This is a genomic window from Streptomyces sp. NBC_00984, assembly GCF_045162475.1.
In the GTDB taxonomy this organism is placed as follows: domain Bacteria; phylum Actinomycetota; class Actinomycetes; order Streptomycetales; family Streptomycetaceae; genus Streptomyces.
In genome coordinates this window covers 702,443-726,914 of sequence record NZ_CP108735.1, presented here as the reverse complement: position 1 = coordinate 726,914, position 24,472 = coordinate 702,443, and the positions used below count along the sequence as shown (strand labels likewise).

General features: G+C 69.8%; 19 protein-coding genes and 4 pseudogenes. 16 read left to right on the top strand and 7 right to left on the bottom strand.

The features are described 5' to 3' along the window. The first annotated feature begins 1 nt into the window (after window position 1). Both OG520_RS43485 and OG520_RS43480 read left to right on the top strand, forming a co-directional pair. Window positions 2–310: a transposase gene (locus tag OG520_RS43485; protein WP_329196993.1), complete on the top strand. Its 309-nt coding sequence runs from the start codon at window positions 2–4 to the stop codon at window positions 308–310. Beyond that, window positions 307–1,227 carry an IS3 family transposase gene (locus OG520_RS43480; RefSeq protein WP_331747561.1) on the top strand — a complete coding sequence of 307 codons (921 nt, stop codon included), beginning with the start codon at window positions 307–309 and terminating at the stop codon, window positions 1,225–1,227. Before OG520_RS43485 ends, OG520_RS43480 begins: the two co-directional genes overlap by 4 nt. On the opposite strand, the gene OG520_RS43475 is transcribed toward OG520_RS43480, so the two are convergent. Together OG520_RS43475 and OG520_RS43470 are read right to left on the bottom strand one after the other, a co-directional pair. Then, window positions 1,228–1,851, bottom strand: a complete 624-nt coding sequence (locus OG520_RS43475; RefSeq protein WP_331749226.1) for a helix-turn-helix domain-containing protein — start codon at window positions 1,849–1,851, stop codon at window positions 1,228–1,230. It abuts the gene before it with no gap. A gap of 296 nt (window positions 1,852–2,147) precedes the next feature. Continuing rightward, window positions 2,148–2,621 (bottom strand): cupin domain-containing protein, encoded by a 474-nt coding sequence (locus OG520_RS43470; protein WP_266753152.1) that lies wholly within the window; start codon window positions 2,619–2,621, stop codon window positions 2,148–2,150. Window positions 2,622–2,674: 53 nt separating this feature from the next. On the opposite strand from OG520_RS43470, the gene OG520_RS43465 reads away from it, so the two are divergent. The 4 genes from OG520_RS43465 (at window position 2,675) to OG520_RS43450 (ending at window position 7,149) form a co-directional block, all read left to right on the top strand. After that, a complete protein-coding gene (locus OG520_RS43465) occupies window positions 2,675–2,854 on the top strand; it encodes a ribbon-helix-helix domain-containing protein (RefSeq protein WP_266753153.1) in 180 nt (59 codons plus the stop codon). A 1-nt stretch (window position 2,855) separates the two neighbouring features. Then, complete coding sequence (locus OG520_RS43460; RefSeq protein WP_266753155.1) at window positions 2,856–3,200, top strand: glyoxalase/bleomycin resistance/extradiol dioxygenase family protein; 345 nt, start codon at window positions 2,856–2,858, stop codon at window positions 3,198–3,200. Between the two features lie 503 nt (window positions 3,201–3,703). Then, entirely contained in the window at window positions 3,704–5,344 is a 1,641-nt protein-coding gene (locus OG520_RS43455) for an MFS transporter (RefSeq protein WP_331749221.1), read from the top strand. A 383-nt stretch (window positions 5,345–5,727) separates the two neighbouring features. Further along, on the top strand, window positions 5,728–7,149 hold the full coding sequence (locus tag OG520_RS43450) for a transposase (RefSeq protein ID WP_331749219.1): 1,422 nt from the start codon (window positions 5,728–5,730) through the stop codon (window positions 7,147–7,149). Between the two features lie 63 nt (window positions 7,150–7,212). Here the strand turns inward: OG520_RS43450 and OG520_RS43445 are convergent, their stop codons facing one another. Further along, window positions 7,213–7,482 carry a hypothetical protein gene (locus OG520_RS43445; protein WP_331749217.1) on the bottom strand — a complete coding sequence of 90 codons (270 nt, stop codon included), beginning with the start codon at window positions 7,480–7,482 and terminating at the stop codon, window positions 7,213–7,215. A gap of 105 nt (window positions 7,483–7,587) precedes the next feature. Beyond that, a complete protein-coding gene (locus OG520_RS43440; protein ID WP_406016771.1) occupies window positions 7,588–8,364 on the bottom strand; it encodes an IS630 family transposase in 777 nt (258 codons plus the stop codon). A 180-nt stretch (window positions 8,365–8,544) separates the two neighbouring features. On the opposite strand from OG520_RS43440, the gene OG520_RS43435 reads away from it, so the two are divergent. After that, window positions 8,545–9,951 carry an IS4 family transposase gene (locus OG520_RS43435; RefSeq protein ID WP_331749213.1) on the top strand — a complete coding sequence of 469 codons (1,407 nt, stop codon included), beginning with the start codon at window positions 8,545–8,547 and terminating at the stop codon, window positions 9,949–9,951. A gap of 82 nt (window positions 9,952–10,033) precedes the next feature. Here OG520_RS43435 and OG520_RS43430 read toward each other — a convergent pair whose 3' ends face one another. After that, on the bottom strand, window positions 10,034–10,360 hold the full coding sequence (locus OG520_RS43430) for a nuclear transport factor 2 family protein (RefSeq protein ID WP_266424574.1): 327 nt from the start codon (window positions 10,358–10,360) through the stop codon (window positions 10,034–10,036). Between the two features lie 304 nt (window positions 10,361–10,664). Here OG520_RS43430 and OG520_RS43425 point away from each other — a divergent pair. The 6 genes and pseudogenes from OG520_RS43425 (at window position 10,665) to OG520_RS43400 (ending at window position 20,765) form a co-directional block, all read left to right on the top strand. After that, window positions 10,665–11,875: pseudogene (locus tag OG520_RS43425) on the top strand (IS4 family transposase). A gap of 669 nt (window positions 11,876–12,544) precedes the next feature. Further along, window positions 12,545–14,245, top strand: a pseudogene (locus OG520_RS43420) (thiamine pyrophosphate-requiring protein); the annotation flags it as partial. 105 nt (window positions 14,246–14,350) lie between these two features. Next, entirely contained in the window at window positions 14,351–17,350 is a 3,000-nt protein-coding gene (locus OG520_RS43415; protein ID WP_331749606.1) for an FAD-linked oxidase C-terminal domain-containing protein, read from the top strand. Between the two features lie 112 nt (window positions 17,351–17,462). Continuing rightward, window positions 17,463–18,575: an enolase C-terminal domain-like protein gene (locus OG520_RS43410; RefSeq protein ID WP_331749209.1), complete on the top strand. Its 1,113-nt coding sequence runs from the start codon at window positions 17,463–17,465 to the stop codon at window positions 18,573–18,575. A gap of 104 nt (window positions 18,576–18,679) precedes the next feature. Further along, window positions 18,680–20,448 (top strand): annotated as a pseudogene (locus tag OG520_RS43405) (glycoside hydrolase family 15 protein). Window positions 20,449–20,579: 131 nt separating this feature from the next. Continuing rightward, complete coding sequence (locus OG520_RS43400) at window positions 20,580–20,765, top strand: hypothetical protein (RefSeq protein WP_331749207.1); 186 nt, start codon at window positions 20,580–20,582, stop codon at window positions 20,763–20,765. 81 nt (window positions 20,766–20,846) lie between these two features. Here the strand turns inward: OG520_RS43400 and OG520_RS43395 are convergent, their stop codons facing one another. Next, complete coding sequence (locus OG520_RS43395; RefSeq protein WP_331749205.1) at window positions 20,847–21,353, bottom strand: hypothetical protein; 507 nt, start codon at window positions 21,351–21,353, stop codon at window positions 20,847–20,849. Between the two features lie 205 nt (window positions 21,354–21,558). Continuing rightward, entirely contained in the window at window positions 21,559–22,119 is a 561-nt protein-coding gene (locus OG520_RS43390; RefSeq protein WP_331749203.1) for a hemerythrin domain-containing protein, read from the bottom strand. 529 nt (window positions 22,120–22,648) lie between these two features. Between OG520_RS43390 and OG520_RS43385 the strand changes: the two genes are divergently transcribed. From OG520_RS43385 to OG520_RS43375, 3 genes and pseudogenes are all read left to right on the top strand, one after another. Further along, the gene (locus OG520_RS43385; protein ID WP_331749201.1) at window positions 22,649–23,533 is read left to right on the top strand and encodes a transposase domain-containing protein; all 885 of its coding nucleotides are present in this window, start codon (window positions 22,649–22,651) and stop codon (window positions 23,531–23,533) included. Then, window positions 23,530–24,114 (top strand): hypothetical protein, encoded by a 585-nt coding sequence (locus tag OG520_RS43380; protein ID WP_331749199.1) that lies wholly within the window; start codon window positions 23,530–23,532, stop codon window positions 24,112–24,114. The genes OG520_RS43385 and OG520_RS43380 overlap by 4 nt, the downstream gene beginning before the upstream one ends. 73 nt (window positions 24,115–24,187) lie before the next feature. Further along, window positions 24,188–24,450 (top strand): annotated as a pseudogene (locus OG520_RS43375) (transposase); the annotation flags it as partial. Between the last annotated feature and the right edge of the window lie 22 nt (window positions 24,451–24,472).

Genomic DNA, 24,472 nt, shown 5'->3' with positions numbered 1-24,472 from the left:
GATGCCTGCCCCGAGAAAATACCCGCTGGAGTTGCGTGAGCGTGCGGTGCAGATGTACCGGACTGCCGAGCCGAAGCCTGTGATCCGTCGTATGGCCGAGGAGCTCGGCGTGCACCACGAGGCCCTGCGTAACTGGATCCGCCAGGCCGAGGCCGACGCCGGCGAGCGGGGCGACCTGCTCACCACCGCCGAGCGTGAGGAACTTGCCGCCCTGCGCAAGGAGAACGCCCAGCTCAAGCGGGCGAACGAGGTCCTGCGGACGGCCTCGGCTTTTTTCGCGGCCCAGCTCGACCCGACCCGGCCCAGGTGACCGCGCTCCTCGACGCGCACCCGCATCTGGGGGTCGAGCCCGTACTCCGGGAACTTTCCATCCCCTCCTCCACCTACTACCGGTGGCGCCAGGCCGAGACCGAGCCGTGCGAACGAAGCCGCCGGGACGCCGAGCTGACCAGCAGGATCCGCCAGGTCCACGCCGAGTCCGGCGGGATCTACGGCTCACCCCGCGTGCACGCCGTCCTCAGGCGTGAGGGCGTCCACGTCGGCAGAAAGCGCGTCGAGCGGCTCATGCGCCAGGCCGGCCTGGCCGGGATTAGCCCCCGCCGGGGCAAGGGCTTCACCCGGCGCGACCCGGACGCCGATCTCGCCCCTGACCTGGTCGGGCGCGACTTCACCGCGAACGGGCCGAACCGGCTGTGGGTCACCGACCTGACCATGATCCCCACCGGGGAGGGGCCGCTGTGGCTGTCCGCGATCCGCGACGCGTTCTCCCGCCGGGTGGTCGCCTGGGAGACCTCCGCCCGCGCGGACGCCGACCTGGTCCTCACCTCGCTGGAATACGCCCTGGCCAACCGCGAAGTCGCCCCCGGCGAGCTCATCCACCACGCCGACCACGGCTGTCAATACACGTCCGTGAAGCTCACGACACGCCTGGTCAGGGCCGGTATCCAGGCGTCCATGGGCTCGGTCGGCGACTCGTTCGACAATGCCCTGGCGGAGAACCTGTGGATGGTCATCAAGACCGAGTGCATCCGCGGCCGCGTCTTCGCCACCAGGGCCGAAGCGAACCTCGCGCTCTTCGAGTACATCGACGGCTTCTACAACCCCCGCCGCATCCAGAAACGGCTGGGCTACCTCAGCCCGATCGAGTACGAGGAGAAGCACTACGCCAACCAGGCAGCAGCCGAACAAGTGAACCTGAAACCACGTCAACCCGCCCTGACCAGCTAGTCAGCCACTCCCGCACAGCGGGGGAACCTCATTCACGCGCATGGCTCTGGCTTGCTCGGGGGCCAGGGTGGGGTGGCAGCGGCAGCGGGCCTGGATGGAGGTTTTCTCGTCTGCGCTGATGACGTACTCATTCGGTCCGAGTGGATGGCCTTGCCAGGTGCGGGCGTACAGATCCAGGACGCGTCCGGCCTTGGTACGGAAGCCGGGGTCGGTGATGAAGATCCACGAGCGGTGCTGCCAGGGCTTGAGCGCATTCTGGGCCAGCCAGCGGCGCACGGTGGCGGCCGACACGAAGGGCGTGATGCCCCGCTCGACGACCTCACGGGCCAGTTCCGGGGCCGTCCAGCGGGACAGCGGAACCCCTGTCTCGGCAGGCAGTCGACACGCCAGCGCGGTGACCTCGGCGGCCTGCAGCGGTGTGAAGGCCGGTGGCCTGCCGGAGCGCCGACGGTCGGCCAGCCCAGCGATGCCGCCGTCGGCGAAGCGGCCCCGCCACAGCCGCACGGTATCCAGGTGCAGACCGGTTTCAGCCGCGATACGGGAGTTGGAGCGGCCGCGGGCGGCGTGCAGCACCACCTGGGCACGCATCCGCAGCCGGTACTCGGTCTTGAGGCCATAGGCCATCGCCTTCAGCCTCCTCCGCTCGGCGGCGCTCGGGTCTATCGGGCGGGCAGCGGCAACAGGCATGGCAGGCGGGCCCATCGAGAGAACGGATCACGGACGGGCCGCAGCCTGACGCCTCGACAACACCCCAGTCGGCACGACACGCCGCGAACCTTGGCAGCGGGCAGTTCGCGTTGCCGCCACGCCGCGAGAGTGGCTCGCCCTCGGCCAGCCGGCTTAGGCTTCGCCGGTCTCTTTTCAGCCCGCGGGGTCTGGGGTGCTGCCGCCGGTGTGATCGTTGAGGTGGTGGTCTTGCCTTACCAGGCAGGGCTGGTGACGAAGTGGGTGTCGTAGCGGTGTTGCTCGGTGAGCAGGCTGTCGCGGCTGGCTTCGCCCCGGCGGATCCTGGCGACCTGCCGAAGGTAGTCGAATCGTTCGATGCCAGGGGTGATCACGATCAGGGCATCGGCGGTGTTCTCCGGGGCGGCGCGGAAGGCGTGGTCACAGCGCGGCGGGATGACCAGGAAGTCACCGGATCCGGCGGTGATGACCTTCGATCCCACAAGCACCTGGAGCGTTCCGTCGACGACGAAGAACAGTTCGGAGGAGTGGTCGTGCCGGTGCGGGACCGCGCCGTCGGCGCCGCGGGCGAGGCGGATGCGGTGGGCGCTGAGCGCCCCGTTGCTGGCACTGGCGTCAGCCAGTAGGCAGTGGCCGATCTCGGGCAGTTGCTCGGCGTCGCCTGCGCGGACGACAACCGGGTCGTGTGGATCAGCTGCAAAAACAGACATGAGAGACCCCCTGGGGCTAGTATGCTAGCAACCTAGCGAGCTAGTATCGCTCTATGGGTGATACGGAAGTCAAACAGTTCAACGTGTATCTGCCGCTGGGGCTGATCAGGCAGGTCAAGCATCACGCGATCGAGACGGGCATGTCATTGTCCGCGCTGGTCACAGAGGCCTTGCGCGCCTACCTCGACGACGCCCATGGGCAGCGGCAGCCCTCTTCAGGAAAGGAGTCATGACATGGCAACCGAAGGGTTCGAGGCGGTGTTCGTGGAGACCCACAACTGGGGGAAGAGCGCAAAGTTCTTCCAGGAACTGGGTTACAAGTTGGAGACCTCCACCGGCGACGGCTCCGGCGTGTTCCGCAACGGCGAGGGTCCCTACCTCGTCGTTGTCGAGATCCCCGAGAACCGGGAGCCCGGCGTGCAGATCGCACTGAAGGTGCCCGATGCGGACCTGTTCCGTCCCGATCCGGCCGTGGAGGTGGTCACCCCGTTCCAGGACACGCACTACGGAACCCGGGAGATGACCGTCCGCGACCCCGACGGACGGCTGTGGAGTCTGCAGGCCCCTGCCAAGAGCTGACATTTTCCCTCTCGTCCGGGTGGGCTGATTCCCCTCGGCCGACGGTGCCTGCGGTCCGCCCCGGTGAACCCTGCGGCAGTGACGACTTTCGCCCTGCCGGGCAGTGGCCATTGCGCCCGCAGGGGGTTCAGCAGCGTGCTGCTGAACCCCCTGTTCGTGAGCACGGCCTGATCCAACCGCCGAGGCGAACTCCGAGGAACGGCACCGGCTATGCCATGCCGGAGACCGAACGCGACCGACCATCGAGCCGGCGAGCAACTTCGCGGGCTCCTGGAGCAGCCCGTGCAAGCGCCGTGAGTCGCCGGGGTGCTCGCCTTCCCTGCCAGGCGCTGTCCAGCCTGCCCACAGCCGAGGTCACACACCTGCGGGCAACGGCGCACGGAGGGGCCCCGTACGCGGGTACCGGGCGAGGACATCTGGAGCAACAAGACCTGTTGGGCCCACCGGTGGCGGCGCTTCCGCCACTGACCGTGGGGATGCGAGGAGCGAAGGATGGGATACGAATGAGCAGATGGCGCGGCAATCCCTGGGCGGTGCTGCTGACGCTCAGCCTGGGATTCTTCATGACACTGCTGGACCTGACGGCCGTCAACGTCGCTATCCCCAGCATGATCGGCGACCTGCACGCGTCGCTGGACGAGGTGTTATGGGTGATCAATGTCTACATCCTCGTCCTCGCCGCACTGCTGATCACGTTCGGCCGACTGGGCGACGTGCGCGGGCCGCGCACCATGTTCATCGGGGGTGTCGCGCTGTTCACCGTGGCATCGGTGCTGTGCGCCCTGGCCCAGGATCCGGCCCAGCTCATCGCCACCCGGGCCGTGCAGGGCCTGGGTGCGGCGGCGCTGATGCCGCAGACGATGACGATCATCATCGGCACGTTCCCGGCCGAGCGCCGGGGCGCCGCACTCGGCGTCTGGGGCGGAGTCGCGGGCGTGGCCACGATCGCCGGGCCCACCCTCGGCGGGTTCCTGGTCAGCACGGCCGGCTGGCGGTGGATCTTCTTCGTCAACGTCCCGATCGGCGCGATCGTCCTGGCGATGGCCGTTACGCTCGTGCCCGACATCCGGCACGGCGCGCACCGAAAGCTGGACATTGCGGGTGTCGTACTCGCCGCGGCGACACTGGTATGCCTGACCTTCGCGCTCACTGAGGGCCAGCGATATGACTGGAACGCCAAGATCTGGGCGCTGCTGGGCGCGGCTGCCCTGCTGCTGGTGCTGTTCCTGATTCACCAGGGCACCCGGCAGCACGGCGAACCGCTGCTGCCCTTCGTGCTCTTCCGCGACCGCAACTACGCGGTCATGAGCTTCGTGTCCGCGACCGTCCAGGTCGGGATGCTCGGCCTGTTCCTGCCGGTGATGATCTATCTGCAGTCGGTGCTGAACTTCAGCGCCCTCACAGCCGGGCTCGTGATGGCGCCGGCGATGGTGGTGTCAGCGGTGCTGTCGCCGGTCGCGGGCCGGATGGCGGACCGGATCGGCGGCAAGTACGTCCTGATGACCGGTCTGACCCTGTTCGCGGCCGGCATGGCCTGGCTCACCTGGGTCACCGATGTCGGCCGCGCGTGGTGGGAGTTCCAGCCCGCCCTGATCACGGCTGGGGGAGGCATCGGCTGCGTGTTCGGCCCGATGGTCACGGTCGCCATGTACAACGTGGAGCCCACGATGGCCGGGGCGGCCTCCGGCGTGATGAACACAATCCGCCAGATCGGCACAGTGATCGGCAGCGCCGCAGTCGGCGCAGTACTGCAGAACCGCCTGGCCGCCTCGCTGCAAGACGAAGCGGCAAAGCGGGCGGCTGGCCTCCCGGCCGACGTCCGCGGCCAATTCCTGGCCGACTTCCGCAACGCCGCCAAGAGTGGTCAAGAGGTCGGCATCGGGCGGAACGGCGCGGTTGTCCACCCGCCGCAGGGAACACCGACAAGCCTGGCCCATCACATCGATCAGGTGGCGGCGTCCACGTTCGAACACGGGGTCGTCCACGCGATGCGGCCGACCCTGGCACTGCCCATCATCGTGATCGCGGTCGGCGCCGTCTCGTGCTTCTTGGTACGACGCCGACAGGCTGGCAGCCCGCGCCCTGCTCCGGAACCAGTCGACCTCAGCACCTCGGCCTCAACGCGCCAAGAGTTCCTGGGCTGAGGCCGTCGTCGACCGTGGCCGTGCGGTGGTCAGTCGCCCTTGCCGCCTTTGTGGCGCCAGCGTCCGGCGGCGGCCGGCCACCCTCCGGCTTGTGCAGCTCGGCGGCGGTACCCGCCTGTCGGCTGTGCTGGGGTGCCACCCCATCTCGACCCGTCCGGCCGGGACCTGCTGGCGCCGGCTCCGACCAGCGCTCCGACCAGCGCTGCGACGCATGGTTGGCTCCGCAGTCAACCCCCGAGGGACTTCCGGAGCCGACCACTGAGCTTGCGATTTTAGGACGCGAAGATCGTTTAGGTTGGGGTTCTGCTGTTCGCCGGACATGGGAACGGCCTTCGGGTGACGCTGGGTTCTCGCCAGAGATCCAGCTGCACCAGAAGGCCGTGATGGACAGTCTGCAAGACAGCCCTGCCCGCGTCGAGGCGTTGTCCGAGATATCCAGGTTCCGTGCGGGTCTCCATGCCTGCTTCACCCGCCGCGGGGATGCCCTGTTCGAGTTGGCGGACGCGATGCTGTGCGCGCAGGGCCCGGTGCGATCACCGGTAGAGCTGTCCTTGGAGCCGGAGTTCCGCCGACGACACGGCTCTGTCTACGACGCCCTGGCCCATGGCCAGATAAGCAGTAGCCGCTTGCGGCACCTGCTGATCGGCCTGTCGGCCCCGGCCAGGGCAGGCGAGCCGCTGATGTTCGCGATCGACACCACTCCGCACGCGCGCCCCGACGCCGAGTACGCCGACGAGCGGACGATGGTGCAGGTCCGCGGCAAGGGAGGGGATCGCTGGCTGCCCGGCTGGCCCTACAGCCTGCTCGTCGGCATCCAGTGGGGGTCCTCCTCCTGGGTCGACCCCATCGAGGCACGCCGACTGCGGCCCGGCGAGGAGCACACCGACGTCACGATCGACCAGATCACCGGGCTGCTCAAAGACCTGACCGCGACCGGGAAGTGGCAGCCCGGCGACCCGCCGCCGCTGGTCCTGCTCGACGCTGGGAACTACGCAACCGACCTCACCCACGCCCTGGCCGGCCATGACGTGCAACTGCTGGTCCGGCTGCGCGCCACCCGGGTCTTCTACCTCGACCCCCCGCCCCGGCGACCGGGCCAGATGGGCGCGCCGCCGCGCCACGGCGCGGAGTTCTCCTGTTCCGACCCCGCCAAACGACACGCCCCCGACTTCGAACGCACCGTGGAGTCCGAGCTGTACGGCACCGTGACCGTCCGCGCCTGGAGCGGACTGCACCAAAAACTCGGCAGCACCGGCCGCTGGGCCAACTGGCCGCGGGACAAGCAGTTGCCGATCGTGCGCGGCACGGTCCTGCAAGTGGTCGTCGACCACCTGCCCGACGGCCGCAAGCCACCCAAGGACCTGTGGCTGTGGCACGCCGGCCCCGTTCCGGCCGACCCGGACCTGCTCTGGAAGGCCCACCTGCGGCGCTTCGACCAGGAGCACTTCCACCGCTTCGCCAAGTCCTATCTCGGGCTGGCCAGCGCGCACCTGAGCTCGGCGGCAGCCACCGACCGGTGGGTGTCCCTGGCCATGGGCGCCTACGCCCAACTACGCCTCGCCCGCCACCTCGTGGACGACCTGCGCCGCCCCTGGCACCCAAGACCGGACCCGGGTAAGTCCCTCAGCCCCTACAAGGTCCGCCTCGGCTTCCGCCGACTCCGCGCACGCATCGGCACACCCGCCGACTCGCCGAAACCCACCCGCCCCGGCCCAGGCCGCCCGAAAGGCTCGAAGAACCGCCCGAAATCCAAGCGACCGCCCTACCGCAAGAGCGAACGGACCACCAGTAAACACACAGAGTGACGACAGAAGCTAAAATCGCAAGCTTAGTGGTCAGCTCAGCTCCGGAAGTCCGTCGGGGGTTGATCAGGCTGCCAGCGCGACGGAGGATTCTTCTTGTCGGTCGGCGGGTGTGTGTCGGTCGAGCCGGGCCAGCAGATTGTCCAGGTCGGAGGTGGTGAACTTCCACTGGAATGGCTGTGCCGTGGCGTTGTAGCGGCCTTCGAACGCTCGGAGCCGGTTCCGGACCTGGGTCAGGTCCGTGAAGTCGTTGGGTGAGACGACGTTGCGTTGGACGATGGAGAAGAAGATCTCGATCTGGTTCGTCCAGGAGGCGTGTACGGGGGTGTGGATCATGACCGCGTTCGGAAACGCTGTGGTCAGACGGTCAATGGCCTTCTGCCCCCGGTGGGAGGAGCCGTTGTCGACGATCCAGAAGACGCGTCTGGCGCTGGCGTAGGGCTACGTGGTCATGACCTGGGTGACCAGGTTCATGAAGGGCACGATGCCGGTCTTCGGCTCGCAGCGGCCGAACACCTGGGCGCGGTGGACGTCGTAGGCGGCGAGGTAGGCCAGCGCTCCGCCGCGGCCGTACTCGTGGTTGACGCGCATCGCCCGGGCCTGGCCGGGGGCCAGGGTCGGATGGCAGCGGCAGCGGGCCTGGATGGAGGTTTTCTCGTCGCTGGAGACGACGTACTGGTCCTCGCCCAGCGGGAAGCCCTCGAACGTGCGGGCGTACAGGTCCAGGACGCGCTGGGCCTTGGCGCGGAAGTCCGGGTCGCGGATGAAGATCCAGGACCGGTACTGCCAGGGCTTGAGCGCGTCTTCGCGCAGCCAGCGGCGCACCGTTGACGCGGAGACGGTGTCGGTGATCCCGCTTGTGGTCAGCTCGGCGGCCAGCTCCGGGCAGGACCACTGCGACAGCGGCACGCCGGTCTCGGCGGGTAACTGGCAGGCCAGCGCCTTGGCCTCGGCGACCTGTACGGGGGTGAAGTGGGCGGGGCGCCCGGAGCGCTTGCGGTCGGCCAGGGCCGGCAGCCCGCCGTGGGCGAACCGGCCGCGCCAGACACGAACCGTGTCCAGGTGCAGGCCCGTCTCGTGGGCGATACGCGCGTTGGAGCGCCCCCGTGCCGCCAGTAGTACGATCGATGCCCGCTGCCTGGCCTGATATTCGGTCTTGCGACCGTAGGCCATCGTTTTCAACCGGCGGCGCTCGGAGACGGTCAAGGTAAGAGCCACGGCTCGGGCCACAGGCATGGAGGACAACGGCCAATCTCGGAAAGATCATTCAGGACGGTCAAGCACAACACCGTTGCGTTTGGCCCCTGAGCTGTACGTCAAGCCCTGCTGAACAGCGCAACGGGACCACCTGATAGATCAACGATCGGCGAAGAAAGTCGGTCAAGGTCAGGGGTCCCGTTGCAGGAGAAGTCTGTCATCACGTCCACGATCGAGACAGCCCGGGGTGTTTTCGCGCCGGGTCATCTGGGGGAGTTGACCCAGATCGTGGACTTCGCGCTGGTGGACGCGGTGCTGGAGGAGACCGGTCGGCGCGAGAAGCGCCTGCGGCTGCTGCCTTCGCGGGTGGTGGTGTACTTCGTGCTCGCTCTCGCACTGTTCGAACACCGCTCGTACCGCACGGTGTGGTCCAAGCTGACCACCGCCCTGACCCCGCTGGCCCTGGTGCATCCTGCGGTCTCCTCGCTGACGCGGGCCAGGCGCAGGGTGGGGGCTGCACCCCTGCGGCGTCTGTTCGAGACGCTTGCCGGGCCCGTCGCCCGCCCCGGGCAGGCCGGGTCCTTCTACCGGGGCCTGCGCACGGTGGCTGTCGACGGGACCCTGCTGCACACCCCCGACGACGAGACGCTCACCTGGCGCTACCCCAAGCGGGCCGCGGAGAGTCTGGAGTTCGGCTATCCGCTCCTGCGGCTGCTGGCCCTGGTCGAGTGCGGCACCCGCGCGCTCATAGCCGCCGCCTTCGGACCGGAGTCCGAGGGTGAACTCCCCTATGCCAAGCGGCTTCTGACCGCCCTGGACAAGACGATGCTCCTGCTGGCCGACGCGGCCTTCGACGGCAACGAGTTCCTTGATGCCGTCCATCAGAGTGGGGCCCGGTTCCTGGTGCGCTCCGGGGCCCGCCGCGTCCCCACCCCCGCCGAGCACCTGGGCGACGGCTCCTACATCGCCCGCATCGGCTACGGCGTCCTGCGGGTACTGCTGCCGGTGCGCGTGATCGAGGCGACCCTCACCGTCACCTTGGCCGATGGCACCATCCGCACCGAGCAGTGGCGGCTGATCACAAATCTGCTGGACCCCGTCCGTTTTCCGGCCGCCGAGCTCGTTGATCTCTATCACCGCAGGTGGCAGGCGGAAACTACGTATTTTTCGATCAAGGCCACGATGCTCGACGGCCGCGTCCTGCGCTCCCGCAGCATTGATGGCCTCGACCAGGAGGTCTACGCCCTGCTCACCGCCTACCAGGCTCTGATCCGTGCCGGCGACGACGCCCTGACCGGACGGCCGGAAGTACCCATGGAACGGATCAGTTTCACCGTCCTACTGGCCGCCGCAACCGACACCGTCACCGCCGGCCTTGGAATCTTCCCCGGCACCCTCATCGACCTGGTCGGCACGATCGGCCACGCCGCCCTGGGCGACCTCCTGCCCGCCCACCGACGGCAACGAGTGAAGGCCCGCACACGCAAGAACCCCACCAGCAAGTACGGCCCGAACGCCGGACAGCACCCCCAGAAGGCCCAGAACTACACCGTCCACACCACCGTTGCATTCTTCGCCCACGGCCTCAGCAGCCGCTCACGGCCCTAACGCAACGGTGTTGCGGTCAAGCACCCTGCGCCGCATGCCGTCCGCGAGGCGCTCAAGGGCACCTGATCAGGAGGTCCGGCAGTCAGCCGAGGAAGTCGACGTGGTCGATCAGGCCGTCGCGGACCCGGTAGGCGACCAGCACGCGGAGGGGGTCGTCCGTGATGCCGTGGGCGATCTCGTGGTCCACCACCCAGTCGCCCTCGGTGAGTCGGCCGACGATCTCGGCCCGGCAGCGGCCCTTGGCGAACATGTCGGCGTACGCCTCCCGCACGGCGTCGCGCCCGAGCAGGCGGTCGCCGCTGCGGCGGTTGATGCAGACGTCGGGGGCGTACGTCGCGGCGAAGGCTTCGAGGTCATGGCTGTTGTAGGCGGCGAGCTGGCGTTCGACGATGGTCTCTGGGGTGGTCACCAGTTGATCATGCAGAGTGTTCCCTCGCTCGTCCAGGGAAGACCGGGACTACCTGCCGATCGGCACATTCACACCTCGCACGACCTCCCGTTCGGCTGCCTGCAGTCACCCCCACCCCAGGCCAGCCGACCGCCCACCGTCAGCTTCAACGGTTCCCCCGAGCACGCACTGGACTGCATGTGCGGTCTGCACCTCGTCCCCACCGCCCACTCGACCTGACCGCATGTCAACCCCCGAAGGACTTCCAAAGCCGCACTTAGCCTCAATACCGTTCAGTTAAGCGCTTCTGGGTTATCGTGGGGGGATGCCGCGTTCTGGTTGGGTGAAGCCGTCGTCTGATGTCCGGTTGTCGGATTTGGTGTCTGTGGGGTTGCTGACGCGGGTGTTTCCTGCAGACGTGGTTGACGCGGTGATCGAGGAGGCGGGGCGCACTGAGCGGCGTCACCGGTCGTTGCCCGCGCGGGTGATGGCGTACTTCTCGATCGGGATGGCGCTGTATTCGGATGGCTCCTACGAGGATGTGTTCGCGCAGCTCACGGACGGGCTGTCGTGGGCGTCGGGTGGTCGGAGACGTTCACGCCGCCCTCGAAGTCGGCGATCTTCCAGGCCAGGTCTCGTCTGGGGTTCGAGCCGGTGCGGGATCTCTTCGCCCGGGTTGCGCGTCCGCTGGCGGGGCCTGGCACGCCGGGGTCGTGGCTGGCCGGGCGTCGTCTGGTGGCGATCGACGGGACGTGCCTGGATGTGGCGGACACGGCAGCCAACGCGGACTTCTTCGGGCGGCCCGCTTCCAGCCGGGGGGAGCGGGCCGCGTTTCCGCAGGCCCGCCTGGTGGCATTGGCGGAATGCGGCACCCATGCGGTCTTCGACGCTGTCACCGGTCCGTGCAGCATGTCGGAGATCGAGTTGTCCCGGCAGCTCGTCGGGCGGCTGGAGCCGGGCCGGTTGGTCCTGGCCGACCGGGGCTTCTACGGGTTCCGCCTCTGGCAGCAGGCCGCCGCCACGGGCGCGGATCTGCTCTGGCGAGTCAAAACGAACCTGCGGCCCCGGTATCTGGAAACCCTGGCCGACGGGTCCTGGCTGGCCCGGATCGTCCCGACGTCTGGCATGAACCGGGCCACGACGGAGCCGCTCACGGTCAGAGTGATCGACTACACGGTCGATGACGGCCAGGGCAACGCCGAGGAGTACCGGCTGTTGACCACGATCCTCGACCCTGCCGAGGCCGGCGCCGAGGACCTCGCAGCCGCCTACGCCCAGCGGTGGGAGATCGAGACCACCTTCGACGAGCTGAAAACCCACCAGCGCGGGCCCCGCGCGGTACTGCGCTCGAAAGCCCCCGAGCTTGTCCAGCAAGAAATCTGGGGACACCTGTGCTGCCACTACGCCATCCGCACCCTGATGGCTGACACTGCCGCACACGCCGGCCACGACCCCGACAGAGTCTCCTTCGTCAAAGCCCTCCGCATCGCTCGCCGTTCAGTCGCGCAGAGCGCATTTTCCCCCTCCGGGCACTGACACGGCCGACACGATCTGGCATCACGCCATCCGATGGCTCACCCAACACCTCAACCCAACACGCCGAAAGCGCTCACACCCCCGAGTCGTCAAACGCAAGGTCCTGAAATGGGCCGCGAAACGCTCCCACCACGCACACTGGCCCCAGCCCAAACACAGCCCCCACATCACCATCCAAACCACTAACTGAACGGTATTGAGGCTAAGGGCCGTCTGGTGTGCCCCACGCGTGGCTGCCGTCACACCTTCCGCGAGCAAAGGCCCGGGCTGCTCGAGCGAAACCAGCGTCGCACCGCCCGCCACCAGGTGAAGTCGCGGCGCGGCTGTGTGGGAGGACGTCGTGCTGGTGGTCAGCGAGCTGGTTGCCAACGCCACCTGCACACGGCAGGCCCTCGCGAGATCGGTCTGGCCCTGGGCGCAGACCGTGTGCGGGTCGGGGTCACCGACGGCGCCGCCACCGTGCGCGGACACGGCCTGCTTGTCGTTGAGCGTCTTTCCACCAGATGGGCCCCGGCGTGCAGCTGTTCGGCAAGTCTGTCTGGGCCGAATGCCTACTGCGGCGATACTGCCGAGGATCCGGGAAGCCCTGACGTGGCACCACCCAGCTCGCGGCCGGGCGGGTTTCACGCCGGCGTGAGCGGTTAGTCGTGCCCTCGGGCCCGGCAGGATCTGCTCGCCGCCTGGGGGCGCGCCGAGGACCGGCCGCGGTTCATCCAGGCGCGGCATGAGGAGATGGCCGCCTTCGAGGCTGTCGGGTATGCGAAGTTCTCCGGCCGCACCGGGGTGTGTGCGGCGACCTCAGGTCCGGGTGCGATCCACCTGCTGAACGGGCTGTACGACGCCAAGCTCGACCACGTCCCGGTGGTCGCGATCGTCGGGCAGACCGACCGCAGCGCGATGGGTGGCTCCTACCAGCAGGAGGTGGACCTCCTGAGTCTGTACAAGGACGTGGCCTCGGAGTTCTGCGAGATGGTCACCGTCCCCGCCCAGCTGCCCAACGTGCTGGACCGTGCGATGCGCATCGCCACCACGCGGCGCACGGTCACCGCGCTGATCATGCCCGCCGACGTGCAGGAACTCGACTACGAGCCCCCCGCCCACGCCTTCAAGCAGGTCCCCTCCAGCCTCGGCCTGCCCCACTACGCCCCCGTCCCCGCCGACAAGGACCTGGCGAAGGCGGCGGAGATCCTGAATGCGGGCGAGAAGGTTGCGATGCTGATCGGCCAGGGCGCCCGGCACGCCCGCCCCGAGGTCGAGCAGGTCGCGGACCTGCTCGGTGCCGGTGTGGCGAAGGCGCTGCTCGGAAAGGACGCGCTGCCCGACACTCTGCCGTACGTGACCGGTTCGATCGGCCTGCTCGGCACCCGGGCCTCCTACGAGATGATGCGCGACTGCGACACCCTCCTCGTGGTCGGCTCCAGCTTCCCCTACACGCAGTTCCTGCCGGAGTTCGACCAGGCACGGGCGGTGCAGATCGACCTCGACCCGTCCATGATCGGGCTGCGGTACCCGTTCGAGGTCAACCTCGTCGGCGACGCCGCCGAGGCACTGCGCCGGCTGGTCCCGCTGCTGGAGCCGAAGGCGGACGGGACCTGGCGCAAGACCGTGGAGGACAACGCGGCGCGCTGGTGGGAGGTCATGCAGCGCCGCGCCGAGGTTTCCGCCGACCCGGTCAACCCCGAGTACGTCGTCCACACGCTCGACGGGCTGCTGCCCGAGAATGCGATCGTGACTGCGGACTCCGGGTCGGCGGCGAACTGGTACGCCCGGCATCTGCGGTTCCGCGACGGCATGCGAGGCTCGCTGTCCGGGACGCTGGCCACGATGGGCCCGGGTGTGCCGTACGTGATCGGCGCGAAGTTCGCGCACCCCGACCGGCCGGCGATCGCGATCGTCGGCGACGGCGCCATGCAGATGAACGGCCTCGCGGAGCTGATCACGGCCGCCAAGTACTACCGGGAGTGGTCCGATCCGCGCATGGTTGTGGCGGTGCTGAACAACCACGACCTGAACCAGGTCACCTGGGAGATGCGCGCGATGCAGGGCGCCCCGCAGTTCGAGCCCTCGCAGAGCCTGCCCGATCTGCGGTACGCCGACATCGCCCGCTCGTTCGGCCTCGACGGAGTGCGGGTCGAGACGCCCGACCAGGTGGAGGCGGCGTGGCGGCAGGCGCTCGCGGCGGACCGGCCGTTCGTCATCGACTTCCGCACCGACCCGGCCGTGCCGCCGATCCCGCCGTACGCCACCTGGGACCAGATCAAGGCCGCCGCCCTGTCCGTGCTCAAGGGCGACAGCGACAGCGGCGCGGTGGTGCGCCAGGGCATCAAGGCCAAGGTCCAGGAGGTCCTGCCCGGCAGCGGGGGGAACTGAGTGGTGTCCAGCAGCCAGAAGGTGGACCTCGCCGGCCAGCAGGTGGATCTCGTTGCACTGGAGCGGGCCCTGCGCGCCGAGGTGGACGGCGAGGTGCGGTTCGACATGGGCAGCCGCGGTGCCTACGCGACCGACGGCTCCAACTACCGGCAGGTCCCGCTCGGCGTGGTTGTCCCGCATACCGTCGAGGCCGGGGCCCGAGCGGTCGCCGTCTGCTCCCGGTTCGCCGCGCCGGTGCTGTCGCGCGGCGGCGGCACCAGTCTGGGCGGGCAGTGCACCAACACCGCAGTGGTGATCGACTGGACCAAGTACTGCAACCACCTGATCTCCGTCGATCCGCAGGCCCGCACCTGTGTGGTGGAGCCGGGCATCGTGCTGGACGAACTCAACCGGCAGCTCGCCCCGCACGGGCTGATGTTCGGCCCGAAGCCGTCCACGCACACTCACTGCGCGCTGGGCGGGATGATCGGCAACAACAGCTGCGGGGCCTCGGCCCAGGCCTACGGAAAGACCGCCGACAACGTCCGCCGCCTGGAGGTTCTCACCTACGAGGGCGCCCGGTTCTGGGCCGGCGCCGCCGGAGACGACGAGTACGCGCGGGTCCTGGCCGCCAGGGGGCCGCAGGCGCGCCTGTACCAGGGGCTTCGGAACCTTGCCGACCGCCATCTGGCGGAGATCCGGCGCGGCTACCCGACGATCCCGCGCCGGGTCTCCGGCTACAACCTCGACGCTCTGCTGCCGGAGAACGGCTTCCACGTGGCACGCGCCCTGGTCGGCAGCGAAGGCACCCTGGTGACCGTCCTGCACGCGGAACTGGAACTGGTAGAGGTACCGGCCGTGGAGGCGCTTCTGGTCCTCGGGTTCGACGACATCTACGCCGCCGCCGACGCCGTCCCCACCCTCCTTGAACACAGCCGACCCACCCAACTGGAGGCCATTGACGGGCGCATGGCGCAACTGATGCGCGAGGAGCACGCCTACCTGGACTCGTTGGAGCGCCTGCCCGAGGGCGACAGCTGGCTGCTGGTGCAGTTCACCGGCGACACGAAAGAGCAGGCGGACGCCCAGGCGTACGAGCTGCTGCGGGCGCTGGGCCGCGACGAGGACGACGCATCGGTGGTGCTGTCGGACGATCCCGCACGGGAGCAGGAGATGCTCAGGGCCCGCGAGGCGGGCCTGGGGGTGACAGCCCGGCCGCCCGACGGAAGTGAGACCTGGGAGGGCTGGGAGGACTCCGCCGTCGCCCCCGAGAAGCTGGGCGACTACCTGCGCGACCTGGAGCGGCTCTTCGACCGGTACGGCTACCAGCAGGCCTCCCTGTACGGGCATTTCGGGCAGGGCTGTGTGCACACCCGCATTCCGTTCGAGCTGCGCGAGGGCAAGGGCGTCGAGGCGTTTCGGGCGTTCCTGTTCGACGCGGCCGACCTGGTCGCCTCCTACGGCGGCTCACTGTCCGGCGAGCACGGCGACGGGCAGGCCCGCGGCGAACTGCTGCCCCGCATGTTCACCACGCAGCTCATCGAGGCGATGGGCGAACTCAAGGCCCTGTTCGACCCGGGCAACCGGATGAACCCCGGCAAGGTCGTCCACCCCCACCGCGTCGACGACAACCTGCGTATCGGTGCTACCTGGCGCCCCGAACCCCGCCAGACTTACTTCGCCTTCGCTGACGACGACCACGACTTCAACCAGGCCGTGCTGCGCTGCGCGGGCATCGGCAACTGCCGCACCCATCAGGGCGGCGTGATGTGCCCCTCCTACCGGGCCACCGGCGAGGAGGAGCACTCCACCCGCGGCCGCGCCCGGCTGCTGTTCGAGATGCTCGGCGGCCATCAGGACACCCCGGTGACCGAAGGGTGGCGCTCCACCGAGGTGCGCGACGCCCTCGACCTGTGCCTGTCCTGCAAGGGCTGCAAGTCCGACTGTCCGGTCGGCGTCGACATGGCCACCTACAAGGCCGAGTTCCTCGCCCACCACTACCAGCACCGACTGCGCCCACCGGCCCACTACGCGATGGGCTGGCTCCCGCTGTGGGCGCGGCTGGCCCGTACCGCGCCGGGCTTGGCGCAGTTGGCCAACGCGGTGCTCCGCGCGCCGGGTCTGGGGCGGGCGGGCAAGCTGCTGGCCGGGATCGACCCGCGACGCGAGGCACCGGTGTTCGCGCCCGAGACGTTCCAGCAGGCCTGGCGAAGGGCGGGCAGGCCGGAGCCCGATCCGTCGGATCCGCGCACCGTGCTGCTGTGGCCGGACACGTTCACCAACCACTTCCACCCGCACATCGCCGACGCCGCGGTCCGGGTCCTGGAGGACGCGGGCTTTCGTGTCGCTGTTCCGGACGGGCCGGTGTGCTGTGGCCTGACGTGGATCTCCACGGGGCAGCTCGCCACCGCCCGCCGCGTTCTGAAACGCACCGCGCGGGTGCTGCGGCCGTGGCTGGAGGCCGGCACCTCGATCGTGGGACTCGAACCCTCCTGCGCCTCCGTGTTCCGTGACGACGCTCCCGACCTGCTGGCCGGTGATCAGGACATCGTCCGTCTCGCCGCGCAGACCAGGACCTTCGCCGAGCAGCTCACCCACCAAGCCCCCGAGGGCTGGCAGCCGCCGCGACTGGGCCGGGCGGCGACCGTGCAGACGCACTGCCATCAGCATGCCGTCCTCGGCGCCGACGCGGATCGCGAGCTGATGCACAGGGCCGGCATCGACGCGAACGTGCTCGACGAGGGCTGCTGCGGCCTGGCCGGCAACTTCGGTTTCGAACAAGGGCACTACGAGCTGTCCCAGGCCATCGCCGAGCAGGGCGTCCTGCCCGCAGTACGTGACACCGCCCCCGACGCGCTTGTGCTGGCCGATGGCTTCAGCTGCCGCACCCAGATCGACCAGGCCGATACCGGACGGCAGGCCGTCCACCTGGCCGAAGCACTCGCCCTCGCCCTGAACGGGCCACTGCCAAGCAGCCTTCCTGAGAGGGCGGTTCCGCGCCCGCAATCCCGCCCTGCGGCGGCCCGCCTGCTGACCACGGGCATCACCGGCGCGGCGGCCGGCCTGGCGGCGGGAGCGGTGATCGCCGCCAGGCACCGGTACCGCGCCCGGAGGGGGACACGATGAAATCCCTGCACGAACGACTGCACCGCAAGGCCCGCGCCTACGCCGGGGACGACTGTCCGCTGGCCGCCTACACCGGCGCCACGGCAGCCCAGCGAGCGGCCGGCGAGACGTCATGACCGCTCCCCGCGACACGCCGGTGATCGAGGCCCTGCAGGTGCAGGTCCTCACCTTCCCCACCGACGCCCCGGAGGCCGACGGTACCCTCGCCTGGGATGCGACCACCATGATCCTGGTCCAGGCGAGCTGCGGGGAGACCACCGGCCTGGGCTGGACCTACGGTGATGCCGCCACCGCCCAGGTGGTCACTGGGCAGCTCAAGGACATCGCCGTCGGCCAGTCGGCGTTCGACGTCCCGGCCGCCAACGAGGCGATGAGCCGCGCGGTGCGCAACGCCGGCCGGCCCGGCCTGGTCGCCGGCGCCATCTCCGCCGTCGACATCGCTCTGTGGGATCTCAAGGCACGCCTACTCGACCTGCCGCTCGTCGACCTGCTCGGCGCTACCCGCCGCGAGGTCCCCGTCTACGGCAGTGGCGGCTTCACCACCTACGACCACAGCCGGCTGGCCGAGCAGCTCGGCGGCTGGGCCGATCAGGGCTTCACCCGCTTCAAGATCAAGATCGGTGAGCGGTGGGGCTCTCGGGAACGGCGCGACCTGGAACGCACCGAACAGGCCCGGCGCATGGTCGGCGACGACGCCGAACTCTACGTCGACGCGAACGGCGCCTACACCCGCAAGCAGGCCGTCCGCGTCGGCAGGACGCTCGCCGGGCTGGGGGTCAGTTGGTTCGAGGAACCGGTCTCCTCCGACGACCTCACCGGCCTCGCCCTCGTCCGCGACTCGGTCACCGCCGACGTCACGGCAGGCGAGTACGGCTACGACCTGCCCTACTTCGCCCGCATGGCCCCGGTGGTGGACTGCCTGCAGGCGGACGCCACCCGCTGCGGCGGCCTGACCGTGTGGCTGCGCACCGCCGCTCTCGCCCAGGCCCACGGCCTCCAGCTGTCCGGGCACTGCGCCCCGCACGCCCACGCGCACGCCGCCGCGTCGATCCCGAACGTGCGGCACCTGGAGTGGTTCCACGACCACGTCAGGATCGAGAACCTTCTGTTCGACGGCGCTCTCAGCCCGGCCGGCGGATCTGTGCACCCGGGGCAGGACGGAGCGCCGGGACTGGGTCTGACCGTCCGGCCCGAGGTCGCGGAGCGGTTCCGGGCCTGCACCTGACCGGCGCCGGCCTCCATCCACGGCCGACCAGTGCATATGCCCGCACGGCGTCCTCGGTCAGGACGGCACCCGCCGCAGCACGGCAAGCCGCCGTGCTTGCCCCGATGGGAGATGGCAGGTTGACCGCACCGACTGATGGCCCGCCCGCCCCGCATGCCCTGCGCGACTACGCCCTGCTCGCTGACGGCCGGCGCGGCGCCCTGGTCGGACCGCGCGGCGACATCGTATGGATGTGCGCACCCGCCTGGGACAGCGACGCCGTCTTCGCTGCCCTGATCGGCGGTGACGGCTGGTACACCGTCACCCCCACCGACCCGTTCGTCTGGGGCGGATACTACGAGGCGGGCAGCCTCATCTGGCGCAGCCGCTGGATCACCACGAGCGGCATCATCGAATGCCGTGAAGCGCTCGCCCACCCGGGCGATGAGCACCGCGCCGTCGTGCTGCGCCGGATCCTGGCCGTCGACGGTGACGCCCGCCTCGATGTCCACCTGCGCCCGGCGGCTGGCTTCGGCGCCCACCCGCTGCACGAGCTGCGCCGCGACGAGGAAGGCCGGTTCACGGCCGGGCCGGCGAGCTGCAGGTGCGCTTCAGCGGCGCGGGCGACGTCAGCGCGGGCGATGCGGCGCTGCGCACCTCGGTGCACCTGAAGCCCGGCGAGCACCGCGACCTCGTCCTGGAAGTCTCCGACCGGTCCCTGCCTGCGCCCGAGCCGCCCGATGTGCTGTGGCGGGCCACCGAAGCGGGCTGGGCGGCGTGCGTGCCTGATCTTGCGAACACCCTCGGGCAGCGCGATGCCCGGCACGCCTACACGGTCCTGTCCGGCCTCACCAGCCCCAGCGGCGGCACGGTCGCCGCGGCCACCACCAGCCTGCCGGAGCGCGTGGAGCAGGGTCGCAACTACGACTACCGGTACGTGTGGATCCGCGACCAGGCCTACATCGGCCAAGCCGTCGCCGCCGCCGGAACCCACCCGCTGCTGGACGACTCCGTGCGGTTCACCACCGCACGCATCCTCGAGCACGGACCAGCGCTCACCCCCGCCTACACCGCCACCGGGGCCGCGGTGCCCGACCAGCGCCGGCTCGACCTGCCCGGCTACCCGGGCGGCTTCGACGTCGTCGGCAACCGCGTCAACCGCCAGTTCCAGCTCGACGTCTTCGGCGAAAGCCTGCTGCTGCTCGCCGCCGCCGCCCGCCACGACCGGCTCGACGCCGACGGCTGGCACGCCGCGCTCACCGCCGCCGACACGATCGCCGCCCGCCACCGGGAAGCGGACGCCGGGATCTGGGAACTCCACGACGACCGCTGGGCGCACAGCCGACTGATCTGCGCCGCCGGGCTGCGCGCCATCGCCGCCCAGGCCCCCTCCCCCGGCAGCGGGCGGGCGGCCCGATGGGAGGCGCTCGCGGACCGCCTCGTCGCCGAGACCTCCGCCGACTGCCTGCACCCCTCGGGACGCTGGCAGCGCTCCCCGACCCACACGGGCGTGGACGCGGCGCTCCTTATGCCCGCCGTGCGCGGCGCGCTGCCCGCCGACGACCCCCACACCACCGCCACCCTGAGAGCCGTGCGCACCGACCTCGTCCAGGACCACTACGTCTACCGGTTCCGCCTCGACCAACGGCCCCTCGAGGATGCCGAGGGCGCCTTCCTGCTGTGCGGATTCGCCCTGGCCCTGGCCGAACACCAGCAGCATCACGACGTCGAGGCGATGCGCTGGTTCGAGCGCAACCGCGCCGCCTGCGGCCCGCCCGGCCTGTACGCGGAGGAGTTCGACGTCGCCCAGCGCCAGCTGCGCGGCAACCTGCCCCAGGCCTTCGTCCACGCCCTCATGCTCGAGGCCGCCGCCACGCTCGCACCCCGCCGGTGAGCACGGCACAGTCGGCGCCGTCGTGATGCAGACCCCGTCGTGCAAGGTCACACTCGATGCGGGCCCGCTGAACTCCCATGGCATGTTCCGGGCCGAGCCCGCTGACCGTGCAACCTACGAGAGGACATGCCATGAGCACCGCCGGAAACACCGGGGACGACGCCCAGCCCGACGAAGAGAGGCGGGAGCGGTCCGCGGAGGAACGCAACATCGTGGCCCCGACCCCGCAGGACGTGCGGGCCAAGGCCGAGGACGACGAGGCCGAGGAGAACAGCGAGCGGCCGGAGCCGCCGGCGGCCGGCGCTCAGGCCCCGTGACCGGCGGCCCGGTCATCGCCAGCGCGACTGTCTTCCGCCCGTTCGGGGGCGTAACGATGCGTCCGGCCGCTTGCAGGCTTGTCACGGTGTCCCAGCGGCCTCGGCGTGGAGCAGCTCGATCAGTTGGGGGCGGTGCAGCGTCGCGATGGGTTCCAGCAGGTCGGGATGGCGCAGCAGTGCGCTGGCTTCGGTGTCGTGGGTGCCTGGGTCGACGAGGCGCTGCAGGCCGGCGCTGTGGTGATCGGTGGCCGCGCGGGCCCGGTGTGCTCGCACGGCGAGGGCGCGGTCGGCCAGCAGGCAGGCAGCCCAGCTGACGACGGTCTCGTCCACCCAGGTCCGCCAGGCGGTGCCGTCGCGGTCCGGGTCGCATCCGGTGAGCCAGTCCAATCGGTCGGCTCCGCCCGGGCCGCACAGGTGGAGCAGCTGTACATCGAGGCCGGTGGGGTAGCGCAGATGGGCGGCGAGGGTGGTGGCTTGGAGGGCCTGGGCCTCGGCCAGGGCGTAGTTGAGGGCGCCTGTGGGCGGCGGGTAGGCGTCGAGGAGCCATCGGGTGCAGGCGGCTATGACGGGTGTCAGATCGGTGGGCACGGCGATCGGTTTCCTGGGGAGCGTGCTGGCGCCCTTCCGTCCGGTCGGGTGCGCGAGCTGGTGCGCGGGGCGGCGCTGCCCCGTCCGTGGCCGCCCAGCATAGGCGGCGCCTGCCAGGAAGGCCCATGACCTGGGTCACGCCCTGCCCGTGCGCGCAGCGGGGCCGGGCCGCGCGCCTGCGCGGCCCGGCCCCGGGGAGCCTGGGTCAGGATTTGCCGCGGCCGGTGACGAAGTCGCGGGCCCGGTCGACCAGGCCGACACCCGGGGCGAGGAGCTTGCTGGCCATAGGAGTGCTTGGCGCGGAGGGGTGCGGCCGGGTGGGCGCCATGGCTTTGGCCTGGCGGATCTTGTCCCCGAGGTCGTCCAGCTGCTGTGGGGTGCAGGCGCGGCGCAGCATCGGGAAGATGTTGTTCTCCTCGTCCTGGACGTGGGCGGCGACCTCATCCACGAGCTGCTGCAGCATCGTGCTCATCTGCGGGTCGTCGGTGTCTACCCTCTCCAGCTGCTTGAGGATCTTCTCGACCCGGCCGTGGTCGGCGATCTCCTTGTCCGCGAGCCGGTCGCCGCCGTCGATGTGCTCGCGGACCGCCGGGTACAGGTACTGCTCCTCGGCGACCGAGTGCCGCACGAGCTCGATGGTGACCTCGTCCACCTGGTCCCGCAGCTGCTGGCCGCCCGCGGTCATCGCCTGGATACGGCCGAACATCTCCTCGACCTCGCGGTGATCGGCCATCAGCTCGTCGATCACGTTCCCGCCTTGCCCCATCGCACATCCGCCTTTCTCATTCCGGGGGCGGGTCTCTCCCGCCCAGCCCATAGGTATCCCCGCCCGGAACACCGCGCCCGCCCAGCCCGCTGCGGCCTCACCCGCTCGGCCCCACCGTGCACGGCCCGGCACCCGGACTTGTGCGGGCCCGGCGGGGCCGCGCGGCCCCGTTTGTCTGCCCACCTGGCGGGCAGCCGCCCCGGGCGGCTGTTTCGCCTGGCTGACGCCGGCCTCTGGACGGAGAGCGCTCAGATGACCACCAATCCCGGACCGCCCACTGACGAACGCGACGCCACGGAGACGGCCCTGGACGCCTTCCGGGCCCCCGATCCGGACGGACCGTTGACCGCAGAGGCCAGGGCGTGCGCGTCAACGACACCGACAACTCCCTCACCGTCGGCGACCGCGGCTCACCCTGCTGGAGGACTTCCAGCTGCGCGGAGGCTCACCCGCTTCGACCACGCGCGCACCAAGCGCAACATCCATGGTCGTTCGAAGATGAATAAGAGCGCGCGCAGATAGGCGGCGCGTGGGCAGCCCCGAAAGCAAGGTAGGCAGCAACAGTGTTGCGTTTGAGTCTTGGGTCGCAGGTCAAGCCCTGGTGAATGACGCAACGGGACGTCCTGATAGATCAGCTTGTGTCGAGCAAGAAGATCATCGGGAGTCCCGTTGCAGGAGAAGTCTGTCATCACGCGCACGGTCGAGGCGGCCGGGGTGTGCACGCGCCCGGCCACTTGGGCGAGTTGCCCCAGATCGTTTCCTCCTCGCGCTGGCACTGTTCGAGGACTGCTCCTATCGGGGTGTGTGGGGCAAGTTGACGGCGGGGCTGGAGGGGCTGCCGTTGGTGCGGCCTGCGGCCTCCTCACTGTCCAGAGCTCGGCGGCGGGTCGGGGCAGCACCGCTGCGGCGGCTGTTCGAGATCCTCGCCGGGCCCGTCGCCCACCTCGGGCAGGCCTGTTCGTTCTACCGGGGCTTGCGGACCGTGGCCGTGGACGGCACTTTGCTGCACGTGCCCGATGAGGAGGCGCTCACCTGGCGCTATCTCAAGCGAGTGGGCGAGAGCGTGGAGTTCGGCTACCCGCTGCTGCGACTCGTGGTCCTGGTCGAGTGTGGCACCCGTGCCGTGTTGGCCGCCGCGTTCGGCCCCGAGAGCGACGGCGAACTCACCTACGCAGGCCGCCTGTTGAATGTGCTGGACCGCAAGATGCTCCTGCTGGCCGATGCCGGCTTCGATGGAGCCGAGTTCGCCCGGGATGTCCAGGCCGCCGGCGCGCAGTTCCTGGTGCGCTCCTCCGCCCGCCGGATACCCACCCCCTTCCGCCACTTGGGCGACGGCTCCTACCTGGCCCGGATCGGCTACGGCGTCCTGCCCGTCCTGCTGGTCGTCCGCGTTACTGTATCGAGGCATCCGTGACCGTCACACTGGCCGATGGCACCATACGCACCGAGCAGTGGCGCCTGCTCACCAGCCTCCTCGACCCGGCCGCCCACCCAGCCACCGAGCTTGTTGATCTTTACCATGAGCGGTGGCAATCGGAGACGACGTACTTCTCGATCAAAGCGACCATGCTGGATGGCCGTGTCCTGCGCTCCCGCAGCCTGACCGGCCTCGACCAGGAGGTCTACGCCCTGCTCACCACCTACCAGGCCCTGATCCGCGCCGCTGCCGACACTGCCTGCACCCGGCCCGGCCTGGACATGGACCGCATCAGCTTCACTGTCCTGCAGACCACCGCCGCCGACACCGTCACCACCGCGACCGGAATCCTGCCCCCGGCGGGACCCGCCGAGCTCCTCGGCACCATCGGCCGGGCCGTCCTCGACGCCCTGCACCCCGCCCGCCACCGGCACCGGGTCAAGGCCCGCACCCGCAAGAATCCCACCAGCAAGTACGGACCGAACGCCGGACAACACCCCACGACCAGCCAGAACTACACCATCCGAACCGCCGTCACGTTCTTCGAGCACGGACTTGCGAACCGCTCACGGACGTAAACGCAACGGTGTTGAGGTAGGCAGGTTCCGGTGATCATGGAGTTGCGACGCTCTGTGATCACTGGGGAGATCTGTGCCCGTGCTTCCGTCATGGCTGACCGACCCGCTCTGGGATCAATTTCGCGGCACTGCTGCCCGAGCGCCCTGCGGTCGATCCGGCCCACCCGCTGGGTTGCCACCACAGCCGACCGGATCGCGTTCGACAAGCTGCTCCAGCTCTTGCGGTTCGGCTGCTCCTACCAGGCGGTCTCCGACACGACCTGCTCGGCGACCACGATCCGCACCCGCCGCAACGAGTGGATCCGGCTCGGCATCTTCGCCCGGCTCAAACAGATCGCGCACGCCGGCAGCACGCCGT